The organism is Agrobacterium sp. NPDC058088, from assembly GCF_042885035.1.
In the GTDB taxonomy this organism is placed as follows: domain Bacteria; phylum Pseudomonadota; class Alphaproteobacteria; order Rhizobiales; family Rhizobiaceae; genus Agrobacterium.
The window spans coordinates 78,733-99,527 of record NZ_JBHVSU010000002.1; the positions used below are offsets into that span (position 1 = coordinate 78,733).

General features: G+C 58.4%; 27 protein-coding genes and 1 tRNA gene. 2 read left to right on the forward strand and 26 right to left on the reverse strand.

Annotated elements, in window-relative coordinates:
- The first annotated feature begins 204 nt into the window (after positions 1-204).
- Complete coding sequence (galE, locus tag ACFVTJ_RS05645; RefSeq protein ID WP_386905404.1) at positions 205-1,236, forward strand: UDP-glucose 4-epimerase GalE; 1,032 nt, start codon at positions 205-207, stop codon at positions 1,234-1,236.
- Between the two features lie 12 nt (positions 1,237-1,248).
- On the opposite strand, the gene ACFVTJ_RS05650 is transcribed toward galE, so the two are convergent.
- The 12 genes from ACFVTJ_RS05650 to ACFVTJ_RS05705 all read right to left on the reverse strand — a co-directional run bounded on the left by ACFVTJ_RS05650 (position 1,249) and on the right by ACFVTJ_RS05705 (position 9,714).
- The gene (locus ACFVTJ_RS05650; protein WP_386905406.1) at positions 1,249-2,082 is read right to left on the reverse strand and encodes a DUF6030 family protein; all 834 of its coding nucleotides are present in this window, start codon (positions 2,080-2,082) and stop codon (positions 1,249-1,251) included.
- Positions 2,083-2,232: 150 nt separating this feature from the next.
- Positions 2,233-2,457 (reverse strand): DNA gyrase inhibitor YacG, encoded by a 225-nt coding sequence (gene yacG, locus ACFVTJ_RS05655; RefSeq protein WP_386905408.1) that lies wholly within the window; start codon positions 2,455-2,457, stop codon positions 2,233-2,235.
- 3 nt (positions 2,458-2,460) lie between these two features.
- Positions 2,461-3,084, reverse strand: a complete 624-nt coding sequence (locus tag ACFVTJ_RS05660; protein ID WP_004432469.1) for a Maf-like protein — start codon at positions 3,082-3,084, stop codon at positions 2,461-2,463.
- 33 nt (positions 3,085-3,117) lie between these two features.
- Positions 3,118-3,336, reverse strand: a complete 219-nt coding sequence (infA, locus tag ACFVTJ_RS05665) for a translation initiation factor IF-1 (protein WP_004432473.1) — start codon at positions 3,334-3,336, stop codon at positions 3,118-3,120.
- 143 nt (positions 3,337-3,479) lie between these two features.
- On the reverse strand, positions 3,480-3,968 hold the full coding sequence (locus ACFVTJ_RS05670) for a low molecular weight phosphatase family protein (protein ID WP_063949684.1): 489 nt from the start codon (positions 3,966-3,968) through the stop codon (positions 3,480-3,482).
- A 2-nt stretch (positions 3,969-3,970) separates the two neighbouring features.
- Complete coding sequence (locus ACFVTJ_RS05675) at positions 3,971-4,444, reverse strand: UPF0262 family protein (RefSeq protein ID WP_386905411.1); 474 nt, start codon at positions 4,442-4,444, stop codon at positions 3,971-3,973.
- Between the two features lie 3 nt (positions 4,445-4,447).
- Complete coding sequence (gene hisD / locus ACFVTJ_RS05680; protein ID WP_386905413.1) at positions 4,448-5,746, reverse strand: histidinol dehydrogenase; 1,299 nt, start codon at positions 5,744-5,746, stop codon at positions 4,448-4,450.
- A 132-nt stretch (positions 5,747-5,878) separates the two neighbouring features.
- Positions 5,879-6,319 carry a DUF2948 family protein gene (locus tag ACFVTJ_RS05685; protein WP_386905415.1) on the reverse strand — a complete coding sequence of 147 codons (441 nt, stop codon included), beginning with the start codon at positions 6,317-6,319 and terminating at the stop codon, positions 5,879-5,881.
- A 172-nt stretch (positions 6,320-6,491) separates the two neighbouring features.
- Positions 6,492-7,043 carry a YbhB/YbcL family Raf kinase inhibitor-like protein gene (locus ACFVTJ_RS05690; RefSeq protein ID WP_386905417.1) on the reverse strand — a complete coding sequence of 184 codons (552 nt, stop codon included), beginning with the start codon at positions 7,041-7,043 and terminating at the stop codon, positions 6,492-6,494.
- Between the two features lie 94 nt (positions 7,044-7,137).
- Entirely contained in the window at positions 7,138-7,950 is an 813-nt protein-coding gene (locus tag ACFVTJ_RS05695) for a helix-turn-helix transcriptional regulator (protein ID WP_386905419.1), read from the reverse strand.
- Between the two features lie 102 nt (positions 7,951-8,052).
- Positions 8,053-9,345 (reverse strand): UDP-N-acetylglucosamine 1-carboxyvinyltransferase, encoded by a 1,293-nt coding sequence (gene murA, locus ACFVTJ_RS05700; RefSeq protein ID WP_386905421.1) that lies wholly within the window; start codon positions 9,343-9,345, stop codon positions 8,053-8,055.
- A 102-nt stretch (positions 9,346-9,447) separates the two neighbouring features.
- Entirely contained in the window at positions 9,448-9,714 is a 267-nt protein-coding gene (locus ACFVTJ_RS05705) for a hypothetical protein (protein WP_386905423.1), read from the reverse strand.
- Positions 9,715-9,869: 155 nt separating this feature from the next.
- Here ACFVTJ_RS05705 and ACFVTJ_RS05710 point away from each other — a divergent pair.
- Positions 9,870-9,944: transfer RNA gene (locus tag ACFVTJ_RS05710), tRNA-Thr, on the forward strand.
- Positions 9,945-10,130: 186 nt separating this feature from the next.
- On the opposite strand, the gene ACFVTJ_RS05715 is transcribed toward ACFVTJ_RS05710, so the two are convergent.
- The 14 genes from ACFVTJ_RS05715 to ACFVTJ_RS05780 form a co-directional block, all read right to left on the reverse strand.
- A complete protein-coding gene (locus ACFVTJ_RS05715; protein WP_386905424.1) occupies positions 10,131-11,072 on the reverse strand; it encodes a flagellin in 942 nt (313 codons plus the stop codon).
- Between the two features lie 239 nt (positions 11,073-11,311).
- Positions 11,312-12,274 carry a flagellin gene (locus tag ACFVTJ_RS05720; RefSeq protein ID WP_386905426.1) on the reverse strand — a complete coding sequence of 321 codons (963 nt, stop codon included), beginning with the start codon at positions 12,272-12,274 and terminating at the stop codon, positions 11,312-11,314.
- A gap of 407 nt (positions 12,275-12,681) precedes the next feature.
- The gene (locus tag ACFVTJ_RS05725; RefSeq protein WP_386905428.1) at positions 12,682-13,602 is read right to left on the reverse strand and encodes a flagellin; all 921 of its coding nucleotides are present in this window, start codon (positions 13,600-13,602) and stop codon (positions 12,682-12,684) included.
- 374 nt (positions 13,603-13,976) lie between these two features.
- The gene (gene fliP, locus ACFVTJ_RS05730; RefSeq protein ID WP_386905430.1) at positions 13,977-14,714 is read right to left on the reverse strand and encodes a flagellar type III secretion system pore protein FliP; all 738 of its coding nucleotides are present in this window, start codon (positions 14,712-14,714) and stop codon (positions 13,977-13,979) included.
- Positions 14,711-15,211 (reverse strand): flagellar basal body-associated FliL family protein, encoded by a 501-nt coding sequence (locus ACFVTJ_RS05735; RefSeq protein ID WP_386905432.1) that lies wholly within the window; start codon positions 15,209-15,211, stop codon positions 14,711-14,713. Before ACFVTJ_RS05735 ends, fliP begins: the two co-directional genes overlap by 4 nt.
- Positions 15,212-15,238: 27 nt before the next feature.
- Positions 15,239-15,955: a flagellar basal body L-ring protein FlgH gene (flgH, locus tag ACFVTJ_RS05740; protein ID WP_386905434.1), complete on the reverse strand. Its 717-nt coding sequence runs from the start codon at positions 15,953-15,955 to the stop codon at positions 15,239-15,241.
- Positions 15,952-16,488: a MotE family protein gene (locus ACFVTJ_RS05745; RefSeq protein ID WP_386905436.1), complete on the reverse strand. Its 537-nt coding sequence runs from the start codon at positions 16,486-16,488 to the stop codon at positions 15,952-15,954. Before ACFVTJ_RS05745 ends, flgH begins: the two co-directional genes overlap by 4 nt.
- Complete coding sequence (locus ACFVTJ_RS05750; RefSeq protein ID WP_386905438.1) at positions 16,485-17,606, reverse strand: flagellar basal body P-ring protein FlgI; 1,122 nt, start codon at positions 17,604-17,606, stop codon at positions 16,485-16,487. Before ACFVTJ_RS05750 ends, ACFVTJ_RS05745 begins: the two co-directional genes overlap by 4 nt.
- Positions 17,603-18,091: a flagellar basal body P-ring formation chaperone FlgA gene (gene flgA / locus ACFVTJ_RS05755; RefSeq protein ID WP_386905440.1), complete on the reverse strand. Its 489-nt coding sequence runs from the start codon at positions 18,089-18,091 to the stop codon at positions 17,603-17,605. The genes ACFVTJ_RS05750 and flgA overlap by 4 nt, the downstream gene beginning before the upstream one ends.
- A gap of 20 nt (positions 18,092-18,111) precedes the next feature.
- Complete coding sequence (gene flgG, locus ACFVTJ_RS05760; RefSeq protein WP_386905442.1) at positions 18,112-18,900, reverse strand: flagellar basal-body rod protein FlgG; 789 nt, start codon at positions 18,898-18,900, stop codon at positions 18,112-18,114.
- An 18-nt stretch (positions 18,901-18,918) separates the two neighbouring features.
- Positions 18,919-19,257 carry a flagellar hook-basal body complex protein FliE gene (locus tag ACFVTJ_RS05765; RefSeq protein WP_174007309.1) on the reverse strand — a complete coding sequence of 113 codons (339 nt, stop codon included), beginning with the start codon at positions 19,255-19,257 and terminating at the stop codon, positions 18,919-18,921.
- Positions 19,254-19,673: a flagellar basal body rod protein FlgC gene (gene flgC / locus ACFVTJ_RS05770; protein ID WP_386905444.1), complete on the reverse strand. Its 420-nt coding sequence runs from the start codon at positions 19,671-19,673 to the stop codon at positions 19,254-19,256. The genes ACFVTJ_RS05765 and flgC overlap by 4 nt, the downstream gene beginning before the upstream one ends.
- A 3-nt stretch (positions 19,674-19,676) precedes the next feature.
- Positions 19,677-20,069 (reverse strand): flagellar basal body rod protein FlgB, encoded by a 393-nt coding sequence (flgB, locus tag ACFVTJ_RS05775; RefSeq protein ID WP_174007312.1) that lies wholly within the window; start codon positions 20,067-20,069, stop codon positions 19,677-19,679.
- Positions 20,070-20,240: 171 nt separating this feature from the next.
- Positions 20,241-20,765, reverse strand: a complete 525-nt coding sequence (locus tag ACFVTJ_RS05780) for a hypothetical protein (RefSeq protein ID WP_386906863.1) — start codon at positions 20,763-20,765, stop codon at positions 20,241-20,243.
- Between the last annotated feature and the right edge of the window lie 30 nt (positions 20,766-20,795).

Consider the following 20,795-nt stretch of genomic DNA (forward strand, 5'->3'; position numbering starts at 1 on the left):
GCTTTTTCTGTGCTATTCGCTCCTTGTTCCATTTATGAGAACATTTTCATCTAATCACTAAAAAGAAACTCATTGCGCTAACCAATCGTAAGCCACCTTTTTAATGGGGCGGGCGCTCGGTTGTATGTTCGCTGTGCAAGTAATCAATGATGAAGAATTATTGGCTTTGATAGGCTCAAGAAAAGCAAACAGGGAAGTATTGTCATGGCTGTTCTGGTCACGGGTGGGGCCGGTTATATAGGAAGCCACATGGTGTGGGCTTTGCTCGATGCCGGGGAAGAGGTCGTTGTTGTCGACCGGCTTTCGACGGGGTCGCGCTGGGCTGTTGCGCCAGCGGCGCGTTTTTATCTGGGCGATGCGGCGGACCGCGCCCTGCTCGACCAGATTTTCGAAGAAAACCAGATCAAGACCATCTTCCACTTCGCAGGCTCTGTCAGCGTTCCTGAATCGATCAGCCAGCCGCTCGAATATTACGAAAACAATACGGGCACGACCCGCGCCCTCGTCGCTGCGGCGGTCGCCCATGGCATCCGCAATTTCATCTTCTCCTCGACAGCCGCCGTCTATGGAAACCAGCCCTTTGATGGCCCGGTTCCTGAAACCGCGATCCTCAGCCCGGAAAACCCCTACGGCCTGTCGAAACTCGCTTCCGAGATCATGCTGCGCGATGTCGTGCAAGCGCATGATTTCAACTATGTGGCGCTGCGTTATTTCAATGTCGCCGGAGCCGACCCGCAGGGCCGCGCCGGGCCTTCCCCCACGGGCGTGGCAAACCTCATCAAAGTCGCCTGCGAAGCCGCAACCGGTCGCCGCGACCAAGTGGAAGTTTACGGAACGGATTACCCGACCGCCGATGGCACCGGCGTCCGCGACTATATTCACGTCAGCGACCTCATTGACGCCCATATGCTCGCCATGGCGCATCTGCGCGCCGGTGGCGGCACCCGCACACTCAATTGCGGTTATGGCGTTGGTTATTCGGTTCTTGACGTCCTGCAGGCCGTGCAGCGTGAATCGGGACGCGATTTTCCGATCATCCATTGTCCGCGCCGGGCGGGCGACATTGCGACCATGGTGGCGGATTCGTCGCGTATCCAGTCGGAGCTGGGCTGGCGTCCCCGCTTCAACGATCTGGCGACAATCGTTCGCACAGCACTTCAGTGGGAGGCCAAGCGTCAGGCACAGCAAAGCGACAGGATCCCGCCGGTGCGGCGCAAGCTCGCAGCGATAGGCTGAGCGGCCTTTGCCTCACCGGACACGGTCTTTATTGACGGAAGGATAGAGCGCCGGCCGATCCAGTCGCGCGGCTGGGCTAAGCCAACCATCCCGGTCAAAGAAGCTGCGTGTCAGCTTCACCCCCGGCGATTGTTCGCTTGCGAACAAAATCACGTTCAGACGATGCGGCGCCGTCCGTTCCGGTTTCATGGAAACCGAAATACCGAAATGTTGTGCCTGATAGGGCTGCATCCGACGTGCCGGCTCCAGCATGTCCGCTAGATCGGCCCAGCGTGTCTGTCCGATAATCATGGTGAGTGCTTCATCGAGCTTCGTCAGAATGACCGCCCCGTCCGGTGTTTTGGGCGCAACGGCCTTCATCCTGATGGAGCGAATTTCTCCAAAGGCTTCGCCCCTGATTTCAAGAAAGAGCGATGCCCGTTCGGCCGGGTTTGATGCGTTTCCTGCCGCAAGATCGGCCATGCATTCGAAACTGCGGATGTTGACCGGGCTCGCGTGCCAGCCCCGCGGGTTGGAGAAACCTGCGGCGGTAAAGCGGTCGCAAAGCTCGTTGCCAGAAACAACGAAATCGCGGGCGAAAGATGCTCTGTCGCCCACTTGCTCGAACTTCAACAGATGCGGCGGCAGAGAGACTTTTTGGACGGCGAGTTTCTGCCGCTTGACGGGCTTCATCTTCGGTGGCGTGGTGGACTGTATGGCGGGCGCCAGATTGAGATAGGCCAGCAGGCTTTTAAGGTGCTTCTTGTCATTAGCCAGCAGCACCGTCGCGCCTATGGCAAGGCAAACGGCCAGCACCGCAAACAGCAGCGCGCCATGGCTCACTCTCTTTTGCAAGCCTGCGTCCATCGCAAGACCTTAAAGGGCTGACGGAAAAAAGCGTCAGCCGGTTCTGATATGGTTTTTCGGGCTGTCGGCAACCCGGTGAATATGTGGTGTGAGCGGTGGCTCTGAAAATCTTATGCAATTCACCGCCGAAGTTTTCGGCGGTGCAGGTTCTCATTCGGAGTTGCTCTTGCCGCCGTCTTGTCCGCCGGCGCTGCTTTCATCGTCCGCGACCGGAATGGCGTAGGAGCCGTTCAGCCAGCGGGCAAGATCGAGCGAGCGGCAGCGATCCGAACAGAAAGGATAGTCCTCGCGCGTCGACGGCCGGCCACATTCCGGGCATGGCTGGGTTTTGCGAAGCGGCGTGACTTTTCCGGCGCCTTCGGGAGATTTTGCCATGGCCTATCCTTCGAGCCAGCCCGAAGTCACCTCGAACCCTTCACCTGAAAGAAGCGACATGGTCTCATAGAGCGGCAGTCCGACAACATTGGTGTAGGAACCGGTCAGCTTCTGCACGAATGCGCCGGCAATACCCTGAATGCCATAGGCTCCCGCCTTGCCACGCCATTGGCCAGACGCGATGTAAGCATCGATCTCGCGCGTGGAGAGGCGCTTGAAACGCACCTTGGTCTCCGCCACCTTCTGGCGGATTTTGCCGCCAGGGGTCACGAGGCAGATGCCGGTATAGACCCAATGACTGCGCCCCGAGAGGAGATGCAGCGCAGCTGAGGCCTCTTCCGTATATTCCGCCTTGCCGACGATGCGGCGGCCAACGGCGACCACGGTATCGGAGCCCAGAACATAGGCGTCTTTCCACGCCAGCTCGCCCTTCAGCGCCGCCTGCGCGGCTTCCGCCTTCTGCAGTGACAGACGACGGCAGAGCGTGCGCGGATGCTCGAGCTTTGCGGGTGTCTCGTCAATATCCATCGGCATCAGACGTGCCGGTTCGATACCGATCTGATGCAGCAGCTCCAGACGCCGCGGCGAACCGGATGCCAGAACGAGCTTTTGTTTTGAATTGGTCATTGCGCGGCCCAGGCGTCCGTTGCGGAACGTGGATTACTTGAAGCGATAGGTGATGCGGCCCTTGGTCAGGTCGTAAGGCGTCATTTCGACCAGCACCTTGTCGCCCGCCAGAACGCGGATACGGTTCTTGCGCATGCGGCCCGCCGTGTGGGCGATGATTTCGTGCTCGTTCTCAAGCTTCACGCGGAACGTTGCGTTCGGCAGCAATTCGGTTACGATGCCCGGGAATTCAAGGACTTCTTCTTTTGTCATGTAAGGGTTTTCTTCCTGTTGATAGTGCCGGACGTGTCCTGTCCGGGAAAATTGCGCGGAAACTACACAATCCCGGCACATTTGTGAACCTCTAAAGCATCGGCTTGAAAATCGCGATCGATTTTCACAGGCCGAGGCCGTTTTCAGTCTTTTGAAAGCGTATCCGCCACCGGCTGCTGCCGCTTTGGCAGGCGCTCGGCGATCAGTTTTGCAAGATGATCCCGCACCTCGCGATAGGCGTCGAGAATTTGCTCCCGCGTGCCCGTCGTCACCGTAGGATCCATGGTGGGCCAATAGACCACATCGAGAGAGTTCGAGCGCGTCAGTTCCAGTGCGGCGTGATGCGCTTCTGGTGTTAATGTAATGATTAGATCGAAAAAATCATCCTCGATCTCGTCCAGAGTGCGTGGTTTATGTTTGCCGAGCGAAAATCCCTGCTCCTCCAGCACCGCATCGACAAAAGGGTCGCGCTCGCCCGCCCGCACACCGGCCGACTGAATGTAGATGCCGGGCGCCACCAGTCGTTTGGCAATCACCTCGGCCATCGGGGATCGGATGGAATTCATGCCGCACATAAAGAGAACCGATTTCGGCGCTCGTCCTTCGTTCGGTGCTGCGGCAGGATCGCTCATCTCTAACCCCGCCAATAAAGCACGCAGACAAGGGTGAAGAGGCGGCGCGCCGTGTCGAAATCCACCTTTATCTTTCCGGATAGCCGGTCCATCAGCGTCTGCGAACCGTCATTGTGAATACCGCGCCGGCCCATGTCGATCGCCTCGATCTGGCTTGGCGTCGACGAGCGGATCGCCTCGTAATAGCTTTCGCAGATCAGGAAATAATCCTTGATGATGCGGCGGAACGGCGTCAGCGACAGGATATGTGTGGAGACATCGGTATCGTCTTCGGTCTTGATCGAGAAGACTAGTTTGGAATCGACGAGCGATATATGCAGCCTGTATGGCCCGCCGTCATGCCCGGCAGGCTCAAAGGTGTTTTCTTCGATCAGGTCGAAAATGGCGACGGCGCGTTCGTGCTCTACATCAGGCGTAGACCGGCCGATGCTGTCGTCCAGTACCACGTCGCAGAGCCGGAAGTCGCCTGAAGCCATCGCTTAACTTTCCGGGTTGAGGCGAATGGCGACCGAGCGCGCATGCGCGTCCAGCCCCTCCGAGTGGGCAAGAGTGATCGCCGCCGGTGCAAGCTGGCGCAACTGCTCAGGCCCGAGCCGCAGTATCGAAGTGCGCTTGACGAAATCCAGCACCGAAAGACCGGAGGAAAAGCGTGCCGAGCGCGCCGTCGGCAGAACATGGTTGGAACCGCCGATATAATCGCCGATCACTTCCGGGGTATGACGTCCGACGAAAATCGCCCCGGCATTTCGGATGTGGGCCATCAGCGCATCCGGGTCGTCGACGGCAAGCTCCAGATGCTCGGCGGCAATGCGGTTGGCAAGCGGAATGGCGTCCGTCAGTTTTTCGACCAGAATGATCGCGCCGAAATCCGCCCAGCTCGCCGCCGCGGTCTCGGAACGAGACAGGCGCTTCAGCTGCCGCTCGACGGCTGCTTCCACCGCCTTGCCGAGTTCGGCATTGTCGGTGATCAGGATGGATTGCGCACCGCGATCATGCTCCGCCTGCGCCAGAAGATCGGCGGCCAGCCAGTCGGGGTCATTGTCCTTGTCGGCAATCACAAGCACTTCGGAAGGCCCGGCGATCATGTCGATGCCGACGGTACCGAAAACCTGCCGCTTGGCGGCCGCCACATAGGCATTGCCGGGGCCGACGATCTTGGCGACCGGCGCGATGGTTTCCGTGCCATAGGCAAGTGCGGCGACGGCCTGCGCGCCACCGATATGATAGATTTCCTCGACACCGGCAATACGCGCGGCGGCCAGCACCGCCGGATTGACTGCACCGCCATTGGCCGGAACGACCATGACGACACGCTCCACGCCGGCGACCTTTGCCGGGACGGCGTTCATCAGGACCGAGCTTGGATAGCTGGCAGTGCCACCAGGCACATAAAGCCCCACGGCCTCGATGGCGGTCCAGCGCGAGCCGAGGCCCACGCCGATATCGTCCTCGTAGATGTCATCCTTCGGCATCTGCCGCGCATGGTGTTTTTCGATACGTCGTGCCGCAAGTTCGAGCGCCTCGATGACGTTTGTATCGACCATCGAGAACGCGGCGTCGATTTCATCCGCCGTCACCCGCATGGAAACCTTGGTAAAATCAATGCCGTCGAATTTCTGGGAATAATGGGCAAGGGCCGCATCGCCGCGATCTCGGACATCATTGATGATGTCGCGAACAGTCGCATTGACGTCTTCGGAAACTTCTCTCTTGGTTGTCAGGAAGGCCGCGAATTTCTGTTCGAAATCAGCCGATGCCCGCTCCAGCCAGATTGCCACGCCATTACCCTTTCATAGTCCCCGCGGGTGATCCCGCGAGGTGCACGAACTTGCCCGCGAAAAATGCGGCTCTGGTAAGTGGCATAAATCGAAACGGCAAGGAAAGGCAACCGTTGCGAGGGCTCGTAACGCTTATTCGCTGTCGGGATGATGCGGTTTGGTCGTGGTTTCCCAAGCGCCGCTCACATCGGTCAGCTGCGCCTCGATGCATTCGACGTCAAGCGCGATGGTGCCGCCACCTGAAAGCGCCAGTTCCACAAGGCCATCAGGGCCTTCGCCGTTCGGTGTGAAGCGTATCGCCAGAAGCGAAAGCACCTGCTCCCTGTCGGCCAAGTTGATGGATTGAGAGCGCACGGCGGACACGCGCTTCAGGAAAACAACTGTGCGGCAGCGCTCTGGCGGCAGGTTCTTTTTGGTGGTGCTTTCCCAAACGAAACGGTTGGCGGACAGCGTGAACTGCCCGTGCTTCGGTTCGAAGGCAACATCCTTCAGCTTGAAGACGCTGTCCTGCATATGTGTCGAAATGATCGAGAGATCTTCAGTATCCAGCGCCAGCAATTTCAGGCCGCTCATCGTTTTTTCCTTTTCTGTGGGCCACGGGCCGCAATGTCTATTTCGTGTACTGGAAATAGGCAGTCGCGGCCCGCTCTGCAACAGGTGGAAAATCGATGAGCGGCGGTTAAGGCGCGCAGGCGACGCAGGGAACGGGAGTTTCGCCCTCAGGGCTTACAATTTCGTCCCGATATTACCTGTTATAGACGGCGGTAAGGCGCGCCTGGCTGATCGTATTGGCGCGGATCATGAAGCCGGTGAGGGCGTTGCTTGCACCTTCGGGCAAATCAAGCTTTTCGACACCAAGCGCATGGACGGTAAAGATGTATCGATGCACTTCGCCGGGAGGCGGGCAAGCGCCGCCAAATCCCGTGGCGCCATAGTCGTTCTTCAGTTCCAGCGATCCTTTGGGCATGCCGCCGTTTCCGCTGGCGCCGGCGTCAAGCTGCGAGACGTCGGCCGGAATATTCACGACATTCCAGTGCCACCAGCCCGAACCGGTCGGTGCATCGGGATCATAGGCGGTGATGGCGAAACTCTTGGCTTCCTTCGGCGCGCCGGACCACGCCAGTTGCGGTGAAAGATTACCGCCGTCACAACCAAAGCCTTTGAAGACCTGAGTGACCGCAAGCTGATCTCCCTCCGAAACGGAGGAGCTGGACAAACGGAAATCGCCCGCAAAGGCGGGTGCCGATATTGCCGCCGCAACGGTCAAACCGGTAAGAAACTTTTGAAATCTGGACATGCTGTTTCCTTCAGGGAGGTTGATAACGCCTGAAGAATATTGCCAACAAGCGGTACGCGCTTCCGGCAGAGATGCAACGACTATCGAAAAACGATCAATCGCCGGCCGATCTTATCGCCTTCGGCTTGATCCCGAACCGTTTTTTGAAAGAATCAGAAAAATGCGATGGCGTTTTGAAGCCACATTCCAGCGCGATCTGCGAGATGGGAGTGTCAGTGGTCTGCAGCAAGGCAAGACCTTTCTCAAGGCGGGTATTCTGTATGACTTTCGAGAAGCCGAGACCTGATCTCGCTAGAGAGCGGCGAAATGTTGCCTCGCTCATCGCAAACCGTCTGGCGACATCCGACACGCGCCAGTCACGGCCCGGGTCGCTTTCGATCAAACTCCGCAATTTGCTTGAAAGCTGTTCATCCGTCCTCGCGGAAAGGCGGATTCCCTGATGTTCCAGCCAGAGCAGGGGCTCTCGCAGTCGGTGCCTGCGTATGGGCGGGGGAAGGCCACTGTCATTGAGCGTATCCTGAAGACGCTCCAGAATATCCGCTGCATTCGGAAGCGCCCGGATAATCTGTATTTCCGGCGGATGCCGTTGATCGGTGAAGACCGAATTGATCAGGTCATGGCTGAAATACACACCATCTGCCCGGTAGTGTGCGTCCGGCAGCGGCCGGTTCTCGAGGGTGACGAGAGACCCCGGTGGGAAAACCAGCAAATCCCCCTCCTTGGCAACGAGTTCGCCATTGATGGGGCAAATGACTCGTTTTGAGCCAGTGTGGACAAAGCAGAGAAAGGTCAGGCTGATAAAGAGATCGGAGAATGTCGCGGCCGTCGCCTGCGTGATCGACAGGATGGAGACGTCATGCCTGCCTTGCGGCGCGGGTTCGTTTTGCAGGGCGGCAAATGGTTTCACGAAGAATTCTCCCTTCGCCGCCTCGCGTCGATTATCATGAATGCCACCCGGTTGCTTTCAAAACCAGGTGGCATTTTCATCCGTCAGTCCGTGGACTCAACATCAATCGCTGACGCGTTCGACCAGCGCGCCGCAACGGGTGAGCTTCTCTTCGAGGCGCTCGAAACCGCGATCGAGGTGATAGACGCGGGAAACCATGGTTTCGCCTTCCGCCACCAGGCCGGCAATGACCAGCGACACGGAAGCGCGCAGATCGGTCGCCATGACCGGCGCACCCTTCAGGCGGGAAACGCCTTCGATGCGGGCCATCTGGCCGGAGAGGGAAATCTTGGCGCCGAGACGGGCCAGTTCCTGCACATGCATGAAGCGGTTTTCGAAGATGGTTTCGGTGATGTGCGAGACGCCCTGCGAACGGGTCATCAGCGCCATGAACTGCGCCTGCAGGTCGGTGGGGAAGCCGGGGAAGGGTTCCGTGACGATATCGACCGGCTGGATGCCGTTGCCGTTGCGCACGACGCGCAGGCCTGTCTCCGTCTCGCTGATTGTCGCGCCGGCAAGCCGCAGCGTGTCGAGCGCATTGTCCAGCAGCGATGCGCGCGTGCCTTCCAGCACCACGTCACCGCCGGCCATAGCGACTGCCATGGCATAGGTGCCGGTTTCGATACGATCAGGCAGAACCCGGTGGCGTGCACCGGAAAGCGAGGTGACGCCTTCGATGGTGATGGTGGAGGTGCCGGCGCCTTCGATCTTCGCGCCCATGGCGATCAGGCAGTGCGCGAGATCCACCACTTCCGGCTCGCGGGCGGCGTTGTGGATGACGGTAGTGCCGCGGGCAAGGCTTGCGGCCATCAGCATCACATGCGTCGCGCCGACGGAAACTTTCGGGAAGGTGTAGACAGCGCCGATCAGACCGCCCTTGGGAGCGCTGGCATTGATGTAGCCGCCATCGATCTCCATCGTCGCGCCGAGCGCCTGCAGGCCCTCGATGAACAGGTCGACCGGGCGCGTGCCGATGGCGCAGCCACCGGGCAGGGAAACGCGGGCGCGGCCTTCGCGCGCCAGCAACGGACCGATGACCCAGAAGCTTGCGCGCATCTTGGAGACCAGCTCATAGGGAGCTGTCGTATCGACAATGGTGCGGCAGGTGAAATGCACGGTGCGGGAATAGGCTTCGCCCTGGCTTTCGCGGCGACCGTTAACCGAGATATCGACGCCGTGATTGCCGAGAATGCGGATGAGCTGCTCAACGTCCGCCAGATGTGGTACGTTTTCAAGCGTCAGCGTGTCGCTGGTCAGAAGCGATGCGATCATCAACGGCAAGGCGGCGTTTTTGGCGCCTGAGATGGGAATTATGCCGTTGAGCTTGTTGCCACCCGTTATTCTGATGCGATCCATGCGTCCCTACGGGCCTGTGCCCGCCTTTCTTATCATGCCTTGCGGAAAGGCGTGTCCTTAGACCAGTTTCCGCGGCGTTTCAATTTTATGCTGATGAATTGTCTATGAGGATGATTCGTCCGTTTTTGCGGCAGGCAGGCCAATCGTCTCGTCTTCTTCGCCTGCACGGCGCGCACGAACCTGCTGTTTGCGCTTCAAAAGATTTTCACGAAGCTTCTTCGCCGCCCGCGCCTTGCGCTCCGCCTCGCGCTGGCGCGCCTTTTCGCCGGGCCCCGCCTGCGGCTTGCCATCGGCTGCCGGAGCGGATGCCTCCGTGGACGCGCCGGCGGAAACCGCTGCCTTTGCCTGTTTGTCATGATGTTCGTTCATAGAATGAGCAATATCTGAAAAATGCATTTTTCAACAGGGGGAACGCTTTTTTGCCCCGCTGAATGAAGAATATCGTTTTGCGACTTGCGCTCGTCAAAAACCTATGGCAATAGGCCGCCACGCTTGATGCTGAAGCAAACGCTTCGGCACCGGATGCTGCTATAGCTCAGGGGTAGAGCACTCCCTTGGTAAGGGAGAGGCCGAGAGTTCAAATCTCTCTAGCAGCACCATTTCTCTCCGAAATTCAAAAGTTTACGTGGTTGTTGAGCCGATCGTCTGCATCGGTTTGCGCATGTGCGTGCCGGGCAATCGTCAGCAAACGGAAAACCGCGCCTCTTTCGAAGCGCGGTCTCCATATCCGAATATTCTGTTGCTGCCAGAGCGGGACGAAACCGCCCGTAGCCAACGGGCGCCGCTTACTGGCGGAATAGCGACAGGATATTTTCGGAACTGGTATTGGCGATGGAGAGCGACTGGATGCCCAGCTGCTGCTGTGTCTGAAGAGCCTTGAGCTTGGTCGACTCTTCGTTCATGTCCGCATCGACAAGACGGCCGATGCCCTTGTCGATCGAGTCGGTGAGTTTCGAAACGAAGTCTTCCTGGAGGCCAATGCGCATCTTGATCGAACCGAGAGCGGCCGACGCGCTGCTGATCGACTGAAATGCTGTTTCGACATCGGTGAGAAGATTACCGATAGTATAGGTCGGCGGCGTTGCAGAATTGAACAGTTTGAGATCGATATCCCATACGGAAATCCCGGATGCTGTGCCTGGCTGACCGATGATGCCCTTGGTCGTGTCGAGCGTCGCGGGTGAACCCGTCAGGCCGAAAAGCACATTGGCGTTTGTCGTGCCGGCGGTAGTGTCGACAAGCGTGTAATCCGTTTTCGTCACACTGACGGTGCCGCTGCCATCACGCACGAAACCGGAAACGACGGTCTTTGCGCCTGTGCCGAGCAGCCAGTTTTCGCCGCTGAAAGATGCGCCTTGCGCAATCGATTCAAGCTGTTTTTTCAGCTGATCGATTTCTTCCTGGATTTTGGTCTTGTCGACACCCTCTTCGGTTGCGGCAACGATCTTCGACTTGATCTCCTTGACGACTTCGACGGTGCTTTCCATCGCGGAATAAGCGACATCCACCTTGGCCGCGCCGAGTCCCAGCGCATCCTGAACCGCGGAGAGAGCCATGTTGTCGGAGCGCATCGTCGTCGCGATCGACCAGTAGGCGGCATTGTCGGACGCACTTTTGACCCGCAGGCCAGAAGACACTCTGGATTGGGTTTCTTCAAGCTGTCCGCTGATGGCGCGCAAGGTCTGAAGCGCCGACATGGCGGCGACATTTGTGAGAATACTTGTCATAATTGCCCCTTTGAGCTGGCTAAAAGGAAGGGACATTCCGGGATCGCCGGAAACGACACCGCGGCGTGATGCCTGTTAACCTCTTTTTCGTCTTGGTTAACGAGTCGTTTCGATGCGCTGATTTAGCCGTGATTTGGTTAATGAACTCTTAATTGAAAAATTTCTTAATTTCGCAGGACGCTGGACAAACAAAAACCGCGCCTTTCGGCGCGGTTGATTTTTTCGACGGAAGCCACCGATTAACGGAAGAGCGTCAGGATGCTCTGCGAGTCGCTGTTGGCGATAGACAGGGCCTGAACGCCGAGCTGCTGCTGGGTCTGCAGGGCCTTGAGGCGGGTGGACTCTTCGTTCATGTCGGCGTCTACGAGGCGGCCAACACCCTTGGTGATGGAGTCGGACAGCTTGGAAGCGAAATCTTCCTGCAGGCCGATACGCATGGAGAGCGAGCCGAGCTTTGCTGCAGCGCTCGTCATTGCCTTCAGCGAGTTCTCAACCAGCGTCAGGGCTTCTGCCATGTTGGTGGCACGATCAGCGGCTGCGTACTGGGTGATATCAAGCGTGTAGACAGACTGGGCAGCAACGGTCGTGAACGTGCCAACCGTGCCGAGAATGCCGGCTGTGTCGGGAACGCCGGCGGAGTCGACGGCGCCGAACAGCGTGTTGCCGGTTGCGGTGCTGTCGAGAGCGTATTTCGTGGTCGTGACGTTAACGGCGCCACCGGAAGAGCGAACGAAACCGGCAACGACCGACTTGTCCGGGTCCGTACCAGGCGTTGCTGCGCCGAGCGTCGACACGCCAACAAGCCAGTTTTCGCCGTAGAAGGAAGCGCCCTGTGCGATGGATGCGAGCTGCTTCTGCAGCTGGCCGATTTCTTCCTGAACCTTGGAGCGGTCAACGCCTTCTTCAGTTGCAGTTACCAGCTTGGCCTTGATTTCTTTTACGACGTCGATTGCCGAGTTCATACCGGCAGAAGCGGTGTCTACCTTGGCGGCGCCGAGGCCGAGAGCGTCGGAAACGGAAGAGAGAGCCATGTTGTCGGAGCGCATGGTGGTTGCGATCGACCAGTAGGCAGCGTTGTCAGAAGCGTCGCCGACGCGAAGGCCGGAGGAAACGTGGGCCTGGGTGGTTTCCATGTTCTGGCCGATAGAGCGCAGGGTCTGGAGCGCAGACATTGCTGCGACATTCGTGATAATGCTCGTCATGGTAGTGTGCCCCTTGAATGGCTGATTAAAGAAGGGACATTCCGGTTTCACCGGGGAACGGCGCACAGCATCATGCCTGCTAACTGGCTGATTTTTAACGTTAGCTCGCCGTTTCGATGAGCATTAGGTAACGCGGGTTTGGTTAATGAATTGATAAGCGGAGAAAGAAATTCAGCATCGGCAAAATTAAAGATGCAACCTTCGCGCGCACGCGCGCGTAACCCCAAAAGTTTAAAAAAAAGATAAGGCCGCACCCGTTTCCGGATGCGGCCTCATTAATGCATTCAGTCCGATTCAGCCTTTCGGACCTTTATGCTTTCTATCCCAGTCTGCGCTCGGTCAGCCCCCGATTGCCTGTGGGAAGAAATGTGTCCCCCAGCCCCGAAGGGCTATGAGAAGTTCAGTTCTTAGCGGAACAGCGACAGGATGTTCTGCGAGTCGCTGTTGGCGATCGACAGAGCCTGGATTGCCAGCTGCTGCTGCGTCTGGAGAGCCTTGAGCTTGGTGGACTCTTCGTTCATGTCAGCGTCGACGAGACGGCCAACGCCCTTTTCGATGGTGTCGGACAGCTTGCTGGCGAAGTCGGTCTGCAGGTCGATACGTGCAGACAGCGAGCCGAGCTTGGCGCCGGCGCTGGTCATCTTCGTCAGAGCGGTTTCAACGGAGTAGAGAGCGTTGTCGAGATCGTCGGTGCCGACGTTCATGTCGAGAACGGAGATCTGCGTGTAGGTCTTGGCGCCGACAGTCGTCGTCGCACCGGTAGCGTTCAGGATACCGGAGTTCGCGTCGATCGTGCCCGGGGTGCCTTCCGTGTAAAGCATGGAGTTGGCGTCGAGAGCGTAGTCCGTCGTCTTGACGCTTACAGTGCCGCCAGAGTCACGAACGAAGCCGGAAACAACCGTCTTGGTCGCGTTGGCCGTGGAAACGAGCCAGTTTTCGCCGTTGAAGGAAGCGCTCGTGCCGATCGACTTCAGCTGGTCGAGAAGCTGAGAGACTTCTTCCTGAATCTTCGTCTTGTCAACGCCCTGTTCTTTGGCGGCAACGACCTTGGCCTTGATGTCGGTAACGACCTTGATGGCGGCGTCCATACCGGCAGAGGCAGTGTCAACCTTGGCGGCGCCCATGCCCAGCGCGTCGGAAACGGCGCCGAGAGCCTTGTTGTCGGAACGCATGGTGGTCGCGATCGACCAGTAAGCAGCGTTGTCCGAAGCCGAGCCAACCTTCAGGCCGGAAGAAATGCGGTCCTGCGTGGTCGACAGGTCGGAAGCGATCGAACGCAGCGTCGACAGAGCGGCCATTGCGTTGTTGTTGGTCAGAATGCTTGCCATAATAAATGTGTCCCTTGTTTTTACGAGATACTGGAGTGGGGACATACCGGGTTTGTGTATTACCGGTCGCAACGTTTCGGCTTCATGCCACTCGGTCCAGAAATTCTTAGTTTCGGAAACCAAACCCGCTGCGTGTAGTCAGAACTTCGCAGGGAAAAATTGCGCAATTATTAATTTGAGCGTTAAGAAATATTGTAGGATACTTATGGTTACTTTTTGATTTACTTAAATGGTAACTTTTATATTTATGAATATAGTTAGCCGATGGCTAGTAAAAATGGTAAACAAAGCATCAATAAGCAAAAACCCCGCGGCCTTCGGCGCACGGGGTTAAAAAACAAGGTTAATGGGTGTCAATCCGGCACAAGTGCCCGTCAGTTGAACGATCTGACGAGACTGCCGACAAGCAGGTTCCAGCCGTCGATCAGCACAAAGAACAGGATCTTGAACGGCAGAGAGATGGAGGTGGGCGGCAGCATCATCATGCCCATGGCCATGGTGATGGTGGCGACGATCAAATCGATGACCAGAAACGGCAGGATGATGAGGAAACCGATCTCGAAGCCGCGCCGGATTTCAGACAGCATGAAGGCGGGAACCAGCACGCGATAGTCGACGACGTTGTCGGTCATCACTTCCTGGCCGCGTTCGCGGGCAATATCGACGAACAGCTTCAGATCCTTGTCACGCGTATTGGCGTTCATGAAGGTGCGGAAGGGTTCCGCAATGCGCCCTATGGCCTGCTGTTCGTTGATCTGGTTTTGCAAAAGCGGCTGCACGCCATCGGTCCAGGCTTTGTCGAAGGTGGGCGACATGACGTAGAAGGTCATGAACATCGCCATCGACAGCAGGATCATGTTCGACGGCGTGGAAGCGAGCCCCATGCCGGACCGCAGTATCGAAAAAGCGATCACGAAGCGCGGAAAGCTCGTGACCATGATCAGGATGCCCGGTGCGACGGAGAGAACCGTCAGAAGACCGAAAGTGCGGATGATCCATGCCGCAACGGAACCGTCTATCTGCGTGTTGAACAGATCAGTCGGAAATTGCTGGGCATTGGCAAGACCCGGCAAGGCAAGGAGAACGGCAATGGTTATAAGAAATCGAATCATTCGATCACAAAGGTCCGGAACATGACCTTGGATACGCGCCCTTGAGAGCGCAGGTCAACTCGTTCCTGAATGTCATCCTTAAGATATTGAAAGCCGCGCGGCCCTTCCAGCTGCTGTAGGGAAACCGTGCGGACATAGGCCATGATATCCTGGTGGATATCCTCCGCCAGCCCCACCTCCACCGGCCCCTTGAACATCAGCGCCACTTCCAGCCGCACCCAGTTGGTAGAAGGGTAAGCGAGATTGGTGGTGATGGGATCGAGTTGGACGATACCGTTGGCTTCGGCCGAGATCTTCTCGATGCCATCGCCCTTCTTCTCACCATGGCCGCCGGCTGCAGCGGTGGCATGGGCCTCCGTTGCGACGACTTTCGGGGCGATCATGCCACCCACGAGCCAGCCGCCGCCAGCACCCAGCAGGGTGAGGATAGCAACGCCTGCGATGGTCATGACCAGAGGGGAGGATTTCTTCTTGCCCTCTGCCTGTTCGTTTTCCATGGGTCAGTCCGTTCCCGTGTGCCGGCGTCAGAGCGGCGAGAACAGGTCGACGACCTGCTGCCCGACCGGAGGCTGCTGCACTTCCGTCAGACGGCCGCGACCGCCGTAGGAGATGCGCGCTTCGGCGATGCGCTCATAGGAGATCATGTTCTGAGCATCGACATCCTGCGGCCGGACGATACCGCCGACGTTGAGGATGCGGATTTCATGGTTCACACGCACTTCCTGCGAGCCGCTGATGATGAGGTTGCCGTTTTCGAGAATACCGGTCACGACGGCAGCCACCATAAGTGTCAGCTTTTCGGAGCGCTTGGTCTTGCCCTTGGCCTGGGTGTCGGTGTCGGAGCCATATTTGATGTTGGAATCCGCGTCCGGCGTCCACCCAAGGATCTGCGCTTTGGCCTTCCAGTTCAAACCGCTGGAATTGGTGCGGTTACGCTCGGTTTCGTTGTCGAAATCGGCCTTGTCGTTGATCTGGATGTTGACGGTCAGGATGTCGCCGATGTTCAGCGCGCGCAGGTCCTTAAACAGCGCACCCTGGCTGTCGCTCCACAGCGAATAGCCGCTGGCCATGTGCTTTGGCTGCTTGGGATACATGCCCATCTGCGGCGTCTGGCTGAATTGCAGACCGCTGCCGATCGGGCTCATCGCAGGCGCGTTGCCGATTTCCTTCAGGGTCTGGTTGTTCTGGCAGCCGGCAAGCAGGGCAAGCGGCAGGAGGAGGGCCGGGAGACGCGGGGTCATGTTGGATCCTTCGAAGTGTTCTTATCGATTGCCTGCGACATGATGCCGGCGATGGTTGCGGCTTTCTTGGCATCCATTTCACTGAGGATGAGGCCCGATTGGCGCGGCGGAAGCTGCATGATGATGGCGGCTGCAATTTCCACATGCATCTTTTCGAGCTGCGGTGCCGCGGCATCCGCCTTCATCGTCTTGTAGATATTGACGAGATTGCTTTTGGCCTGATCGAGGAAATGCTCGCGGCGCGCCAGCCAATCCTCGTATTCCGCCTTGCGGTTTTCCAGCACGGATATGCGCTCGTTGACATCAGACTGGAGCTTTTCAAGCTCCTGCTTCTGCATCAGGTAACGCTGATCGCGGGCCGCATCGGCAATATTAGTGCAGAATTTCTGAATCTCGTCCTGCGTGCTGAGTTCCGACACCACATTCTGCTGGCTCTCGGCGCCAGCGGCCGGCAGCAGGAACAGCAGCGATGCGACGGCCGCAAAGCGGACGAAGCCGTTCGACAATGCATTTTTCCTCTGAGCTTTCATCATTGCAGCACGAGCTCCGCCTGAAGGGCGCCGGCGGATTTGATGCCTTGCAGGATGGCGATGATACCATCAGCCTTGAGCCCGATGCTGTTGAGACCGGCCACCAGCGTGCGAAGATCAGGACCCTCGACGATGGCGACCTTGCTGCCTTCCTGCAATGCCATGATATCCGTCTGCGGCTGTACGGCGGTCTGGCCGCGCGAGAACGGTGCGGGCTGGATGACCTGCGGCGATTCGGTCACCTGCACGGTCAGCGTTCCATAGCTCACGGCAACGCGCGAAATGCGCACATCCGCGCCGATAACGATCGTGCCGGTGCGTTCGTTGATCACGACCTTGGCGGGTGTGTCGGTTTGCACCGTCAGGTTCTCGATTTCCGCCATCAGCCGCGTCAGATCGACGGTGCGGGGTTTTTGCACTGCGATTTCCTGCGAATCGCGCGGTTCGGCGATCGGTTCGCCATAACGGGCGCGGGCAAAGGCATTAACGACATCGGCGACGCGCACCGCCGTCGAAAAATCCGGGTTGCGCAGCTGAAGGACCAGATTAACCGAGTCCTTGAACTTCGACGGCAATTCCCGCTCGATGATGGCGCCGTTCGGCACGCGGGCAGAGGTGGTCACACCCTGCGTCAGCGTTGCGGCATCGCCCTGGGCCGAGAAACCGTTGACGATCAGTGCCCCCTGCGCGACGGCGTAAATCTGCCCGTCCGCACCGGAAAGCGACGTCATGATGAGGTTGCCGCCACGAAGGGAGGAGGCATCGCCGAGCGAGCTGACGGTGACGTCGACGCGGCTGCCGGGACTTGCGAACGGCGGTAGATTGGCCGTGACCATCACGGCGGCAATGTTCTTGGCATTGGACTGGCCGCCCTGCGTGGTGATGCCGAGGTTCTGGAGCATCGCGCGCATGGACTGTTCGGTGAAAGGCGAGGAGCGCAGGCTGTCGCCCGTGCCCTGCAGACCAACGACGAGACCGTAGCCGATCAACTGGTTGTCGCGTCCTGCCTGCAGGGATGCGATATCCTTGATACGGGACGTGTCGGCCTGGGCGGGCGGCGTCGAGAGGAAGGGCAGGGCCGAAATGACCAGAGCCGCACAGAGGATACGAAGCACTTTCATTTCGCCATAACCTGAATGGTTCCGTCCTTCATGACGGTGCCGCTGACCATCACGCCGGAATCGATGTTGCGTACCCTGACGACCTCGCCGAGCGAACCGTCGCTCATTGGCGTTCCGGACGCCATCAGCGTCATGTTGCCGATGTGGAAAACGAGTTTGACGCTCGTGCCGCGCACCACCAGAGACGGTTCGCGCAGCGCCGCGATGGGGATTGTGCGGCCGGGAAGCAGGGTCTGTTTGGAGATCATGCCTTCCACTTCGCTGATATCACTCGCATAACCAGCGGAAATGTTGGGGTTGGTCACCTCCACCGGCTTCACCTGGTCGGGCGAGATCGTCTCGCCCGGATAGATCGTGCGCGTGGGAACCAGCGCCATCGGAGCCTGCGCAAGGGCAGGGGCAAGTGCCCCCAGTGAAAAAGCAGACGCGAGGCACATACGGACGAGAGCCGTCTTGTAGCTGCTATTGTTCCGGCCAAACCTCATGTTCGCCTGCCTTTCCGTTCTTACTTCAGGTTCTTGCTGACAATCGTAGCCATTTCGTCAGCTGTCGTGATGACCTTGGAATTCATCTCATAGGCGCGCTGCGCCGTGATGAGGTCGGTGATTTCCTTGACGGCATCGACGTTCGAGCCTTCGAGGTAGGACTGCTTGACGTAGCCGTAGCTCGGATCGTCAGGCACGCCGACGACCGCAGCACCGGACGCCGGCGTCTGGGCAAAGAGGTTGTCGCCGAGCGGCTTGAGGCCGGCTTCGTTGGCAAAATTGGCGATGGTCAGCTGGCCGAGCTGCGTGAAGTCAGCAGCATTGCCGATGCGCGCCGTCACCTGACCCGTGCGGGTGATGGTGATGTCCTGAGCATCCGTCGGGATATTGATATTCGGAATGACGTTATAGCCATCGACCGTCACCAGATTGCCGTCGGCATTCTTGTTGAAAGAGCCGGCACGACTGTAGAGCGTCGAACCGTCGGCCGCCTCGATCTGGAACCAGCCCTGGCCGATGATCGCGACATCGAGCTTGTTGCCGGTTTCGATCAGATTGCCCTGGGTGTGGATGTTGCGCACGGCAGAAGTCTGCACGCCGAGGCCGATATTGGCGCCCTCAGGCACGATGGCCTGGTTGGCGCGGTTCGGCACGCCCTGCATGCGCTCGGTCTGGTAGAGAAGATCCGTAAACTCCGCACGCGCCCGCTTGTAACCGGTGGTGTTGATGTTGGCGATGTTGTTGGCGATGACTTCCAGATTGGTCTGCTGGGCGTCCATACCGGTGGCAGCGATGGCAAGAGCTCTCATGTCAATATTCCTGCTGGGCTAGATCTGCATCTTGGTAATGTCGAGATAGGCCGACACGATCTTGTCACGGAGCGCGATGGCGGTTTGCAGTGACTGTTCGGCCGAAAGCACGGCGTCGACCACTTCACGCGTATTCGCCTTGCCCTGAATGCCTTCGAAGGAGGCAACTTCGGCCTTCTTCAAATTGTTCATTGCGTCCATCGATACGTTGCCGAGAACGCTGGCGAAGCTTTGACCCGTCTGCTGGGCGGGCGTCGTCTGCTGCGAGTTGCCGAAAAGGCCTTCCGTCAACGAGGAGACGCCGCTTGCGCCGCGCGTGAGCGAGAGGGAACTGACTTGCTTGATACCGTCGATCATTGCGATGCCTTCAGAAGGTCGATTGTGGAGGCGACGAGGTCGCGTGTCTGGCGGATGACCTGAAGATTGGCGTCGTAGCTGCGGTTTGCTTCGCGCATATCGGCCATTTCGATCAGGACGTTGACGTTCGGCATTTTCACCATGCCGTTGCTATCGGCGGCCGGATTGCCGGGATCGTATTCGTTGACGAAATCGCCACGGTCGACACCGAGCTTCTTCACCTTCACGCGCTCGACGCCGCTGACGCGGTCGAGCTCGGAACCGAAGGTGACGGTCTTGCGACGATAGGGATCGGCGCCGGGCGTATCGCCGGTCGATCGGGCGTTGGCGATGTTTTCGGACACAATGCGCAGTCGCGTGGACTGCACTTCCAAACCGCTGCCCGCGATCTTGCTCGCCGCACTCAAGGGATCCATGGTTTACCTCTTAACCGTCATCAGCATCATGCGATGGAAGGATTTGACGAGACTGGCGTTCAGGTCGTACTGCCGCTTGATCTCGCCGGTCTTGGTCATTTCTTCCGCAAGCGCGACCGAATTGCCCGATTCCTGCATGCCGATCTCGTTATTGACCGGGTTATCGCGCACCGCGATATTGTCGCTGAGCGTGCTTTCGCCGAAGTGGGCAGGATTGGTCCTCGCCATACCGACCTGCTGGCTGGTGGCCTGCATCACCGATTCAAAGGGGCTTACATCCTTTGCGCGGAACTTGGGTGTATTGGCGTTGGCGATGTTGGTCGCCACGACTTCCTGGCGCACGCTCAGCCATTCCGCTTGGCGGGATGCCAGATCGAACAGTTGAATCGGTTGCATAGACTTCTCCATCTCGTATGGCCCGAACCTACGGGGCTAATCTTGCGTCAGACTTGCGGGGAGGGATGACGGGGTACCGCGACAGAAAAAGGCGTATGGATGCGCTGCCCGCACAAAGAAAAAAGGCGCGTCAGCAGATGCGGCGCGCCTTTTGATCGGGAGAAAATTCTTTTATTTTTCGGGGTGATAGGTTTTTCCAGAGGATGTTTCTATCAGCCACTCGCCGTTGCGTTGCTCGATCTTCGTCAGCAGCGCATTATCAGGCAGGGTCGAGCCGACCCTCACCATATACATGCCCGAACTGTCTTCGATCAGGGCGCGGCCATTGGAGACGTGCAGCAGACGGAAGGATGTCTGGCCGGGGAAAGGCTGGTCCTCGACCCCGGCTGCCAGATTGTTCTGTTTTTCTTTGCCGCCTGCATTGACGGTTGCCGTCGTAAGCATGTCCGGCAGCTCGGCCGGCGGCGGGGTGTCTTCCTTGTTGCGGTTTGTCATGGCCATGGGCGAAACACTGAAGACTTCCCGCGGGCCGGTATGGGGCAGATCGCGGGTGCGATCGCCGCCCGCCACCTTCATGCCGAATTTTTCCTCATTGAAGAAGACATACCAGGGAAAGAAGGCTGCCGCAGCAGCAAGCCCGATGCCCGTCCATGCGAGAATACGGTCGGGTGTAAAGAATACGCGCCTGGGCAGCACGTCTTCATCGTGGCTATCGTTGTTCCGCTT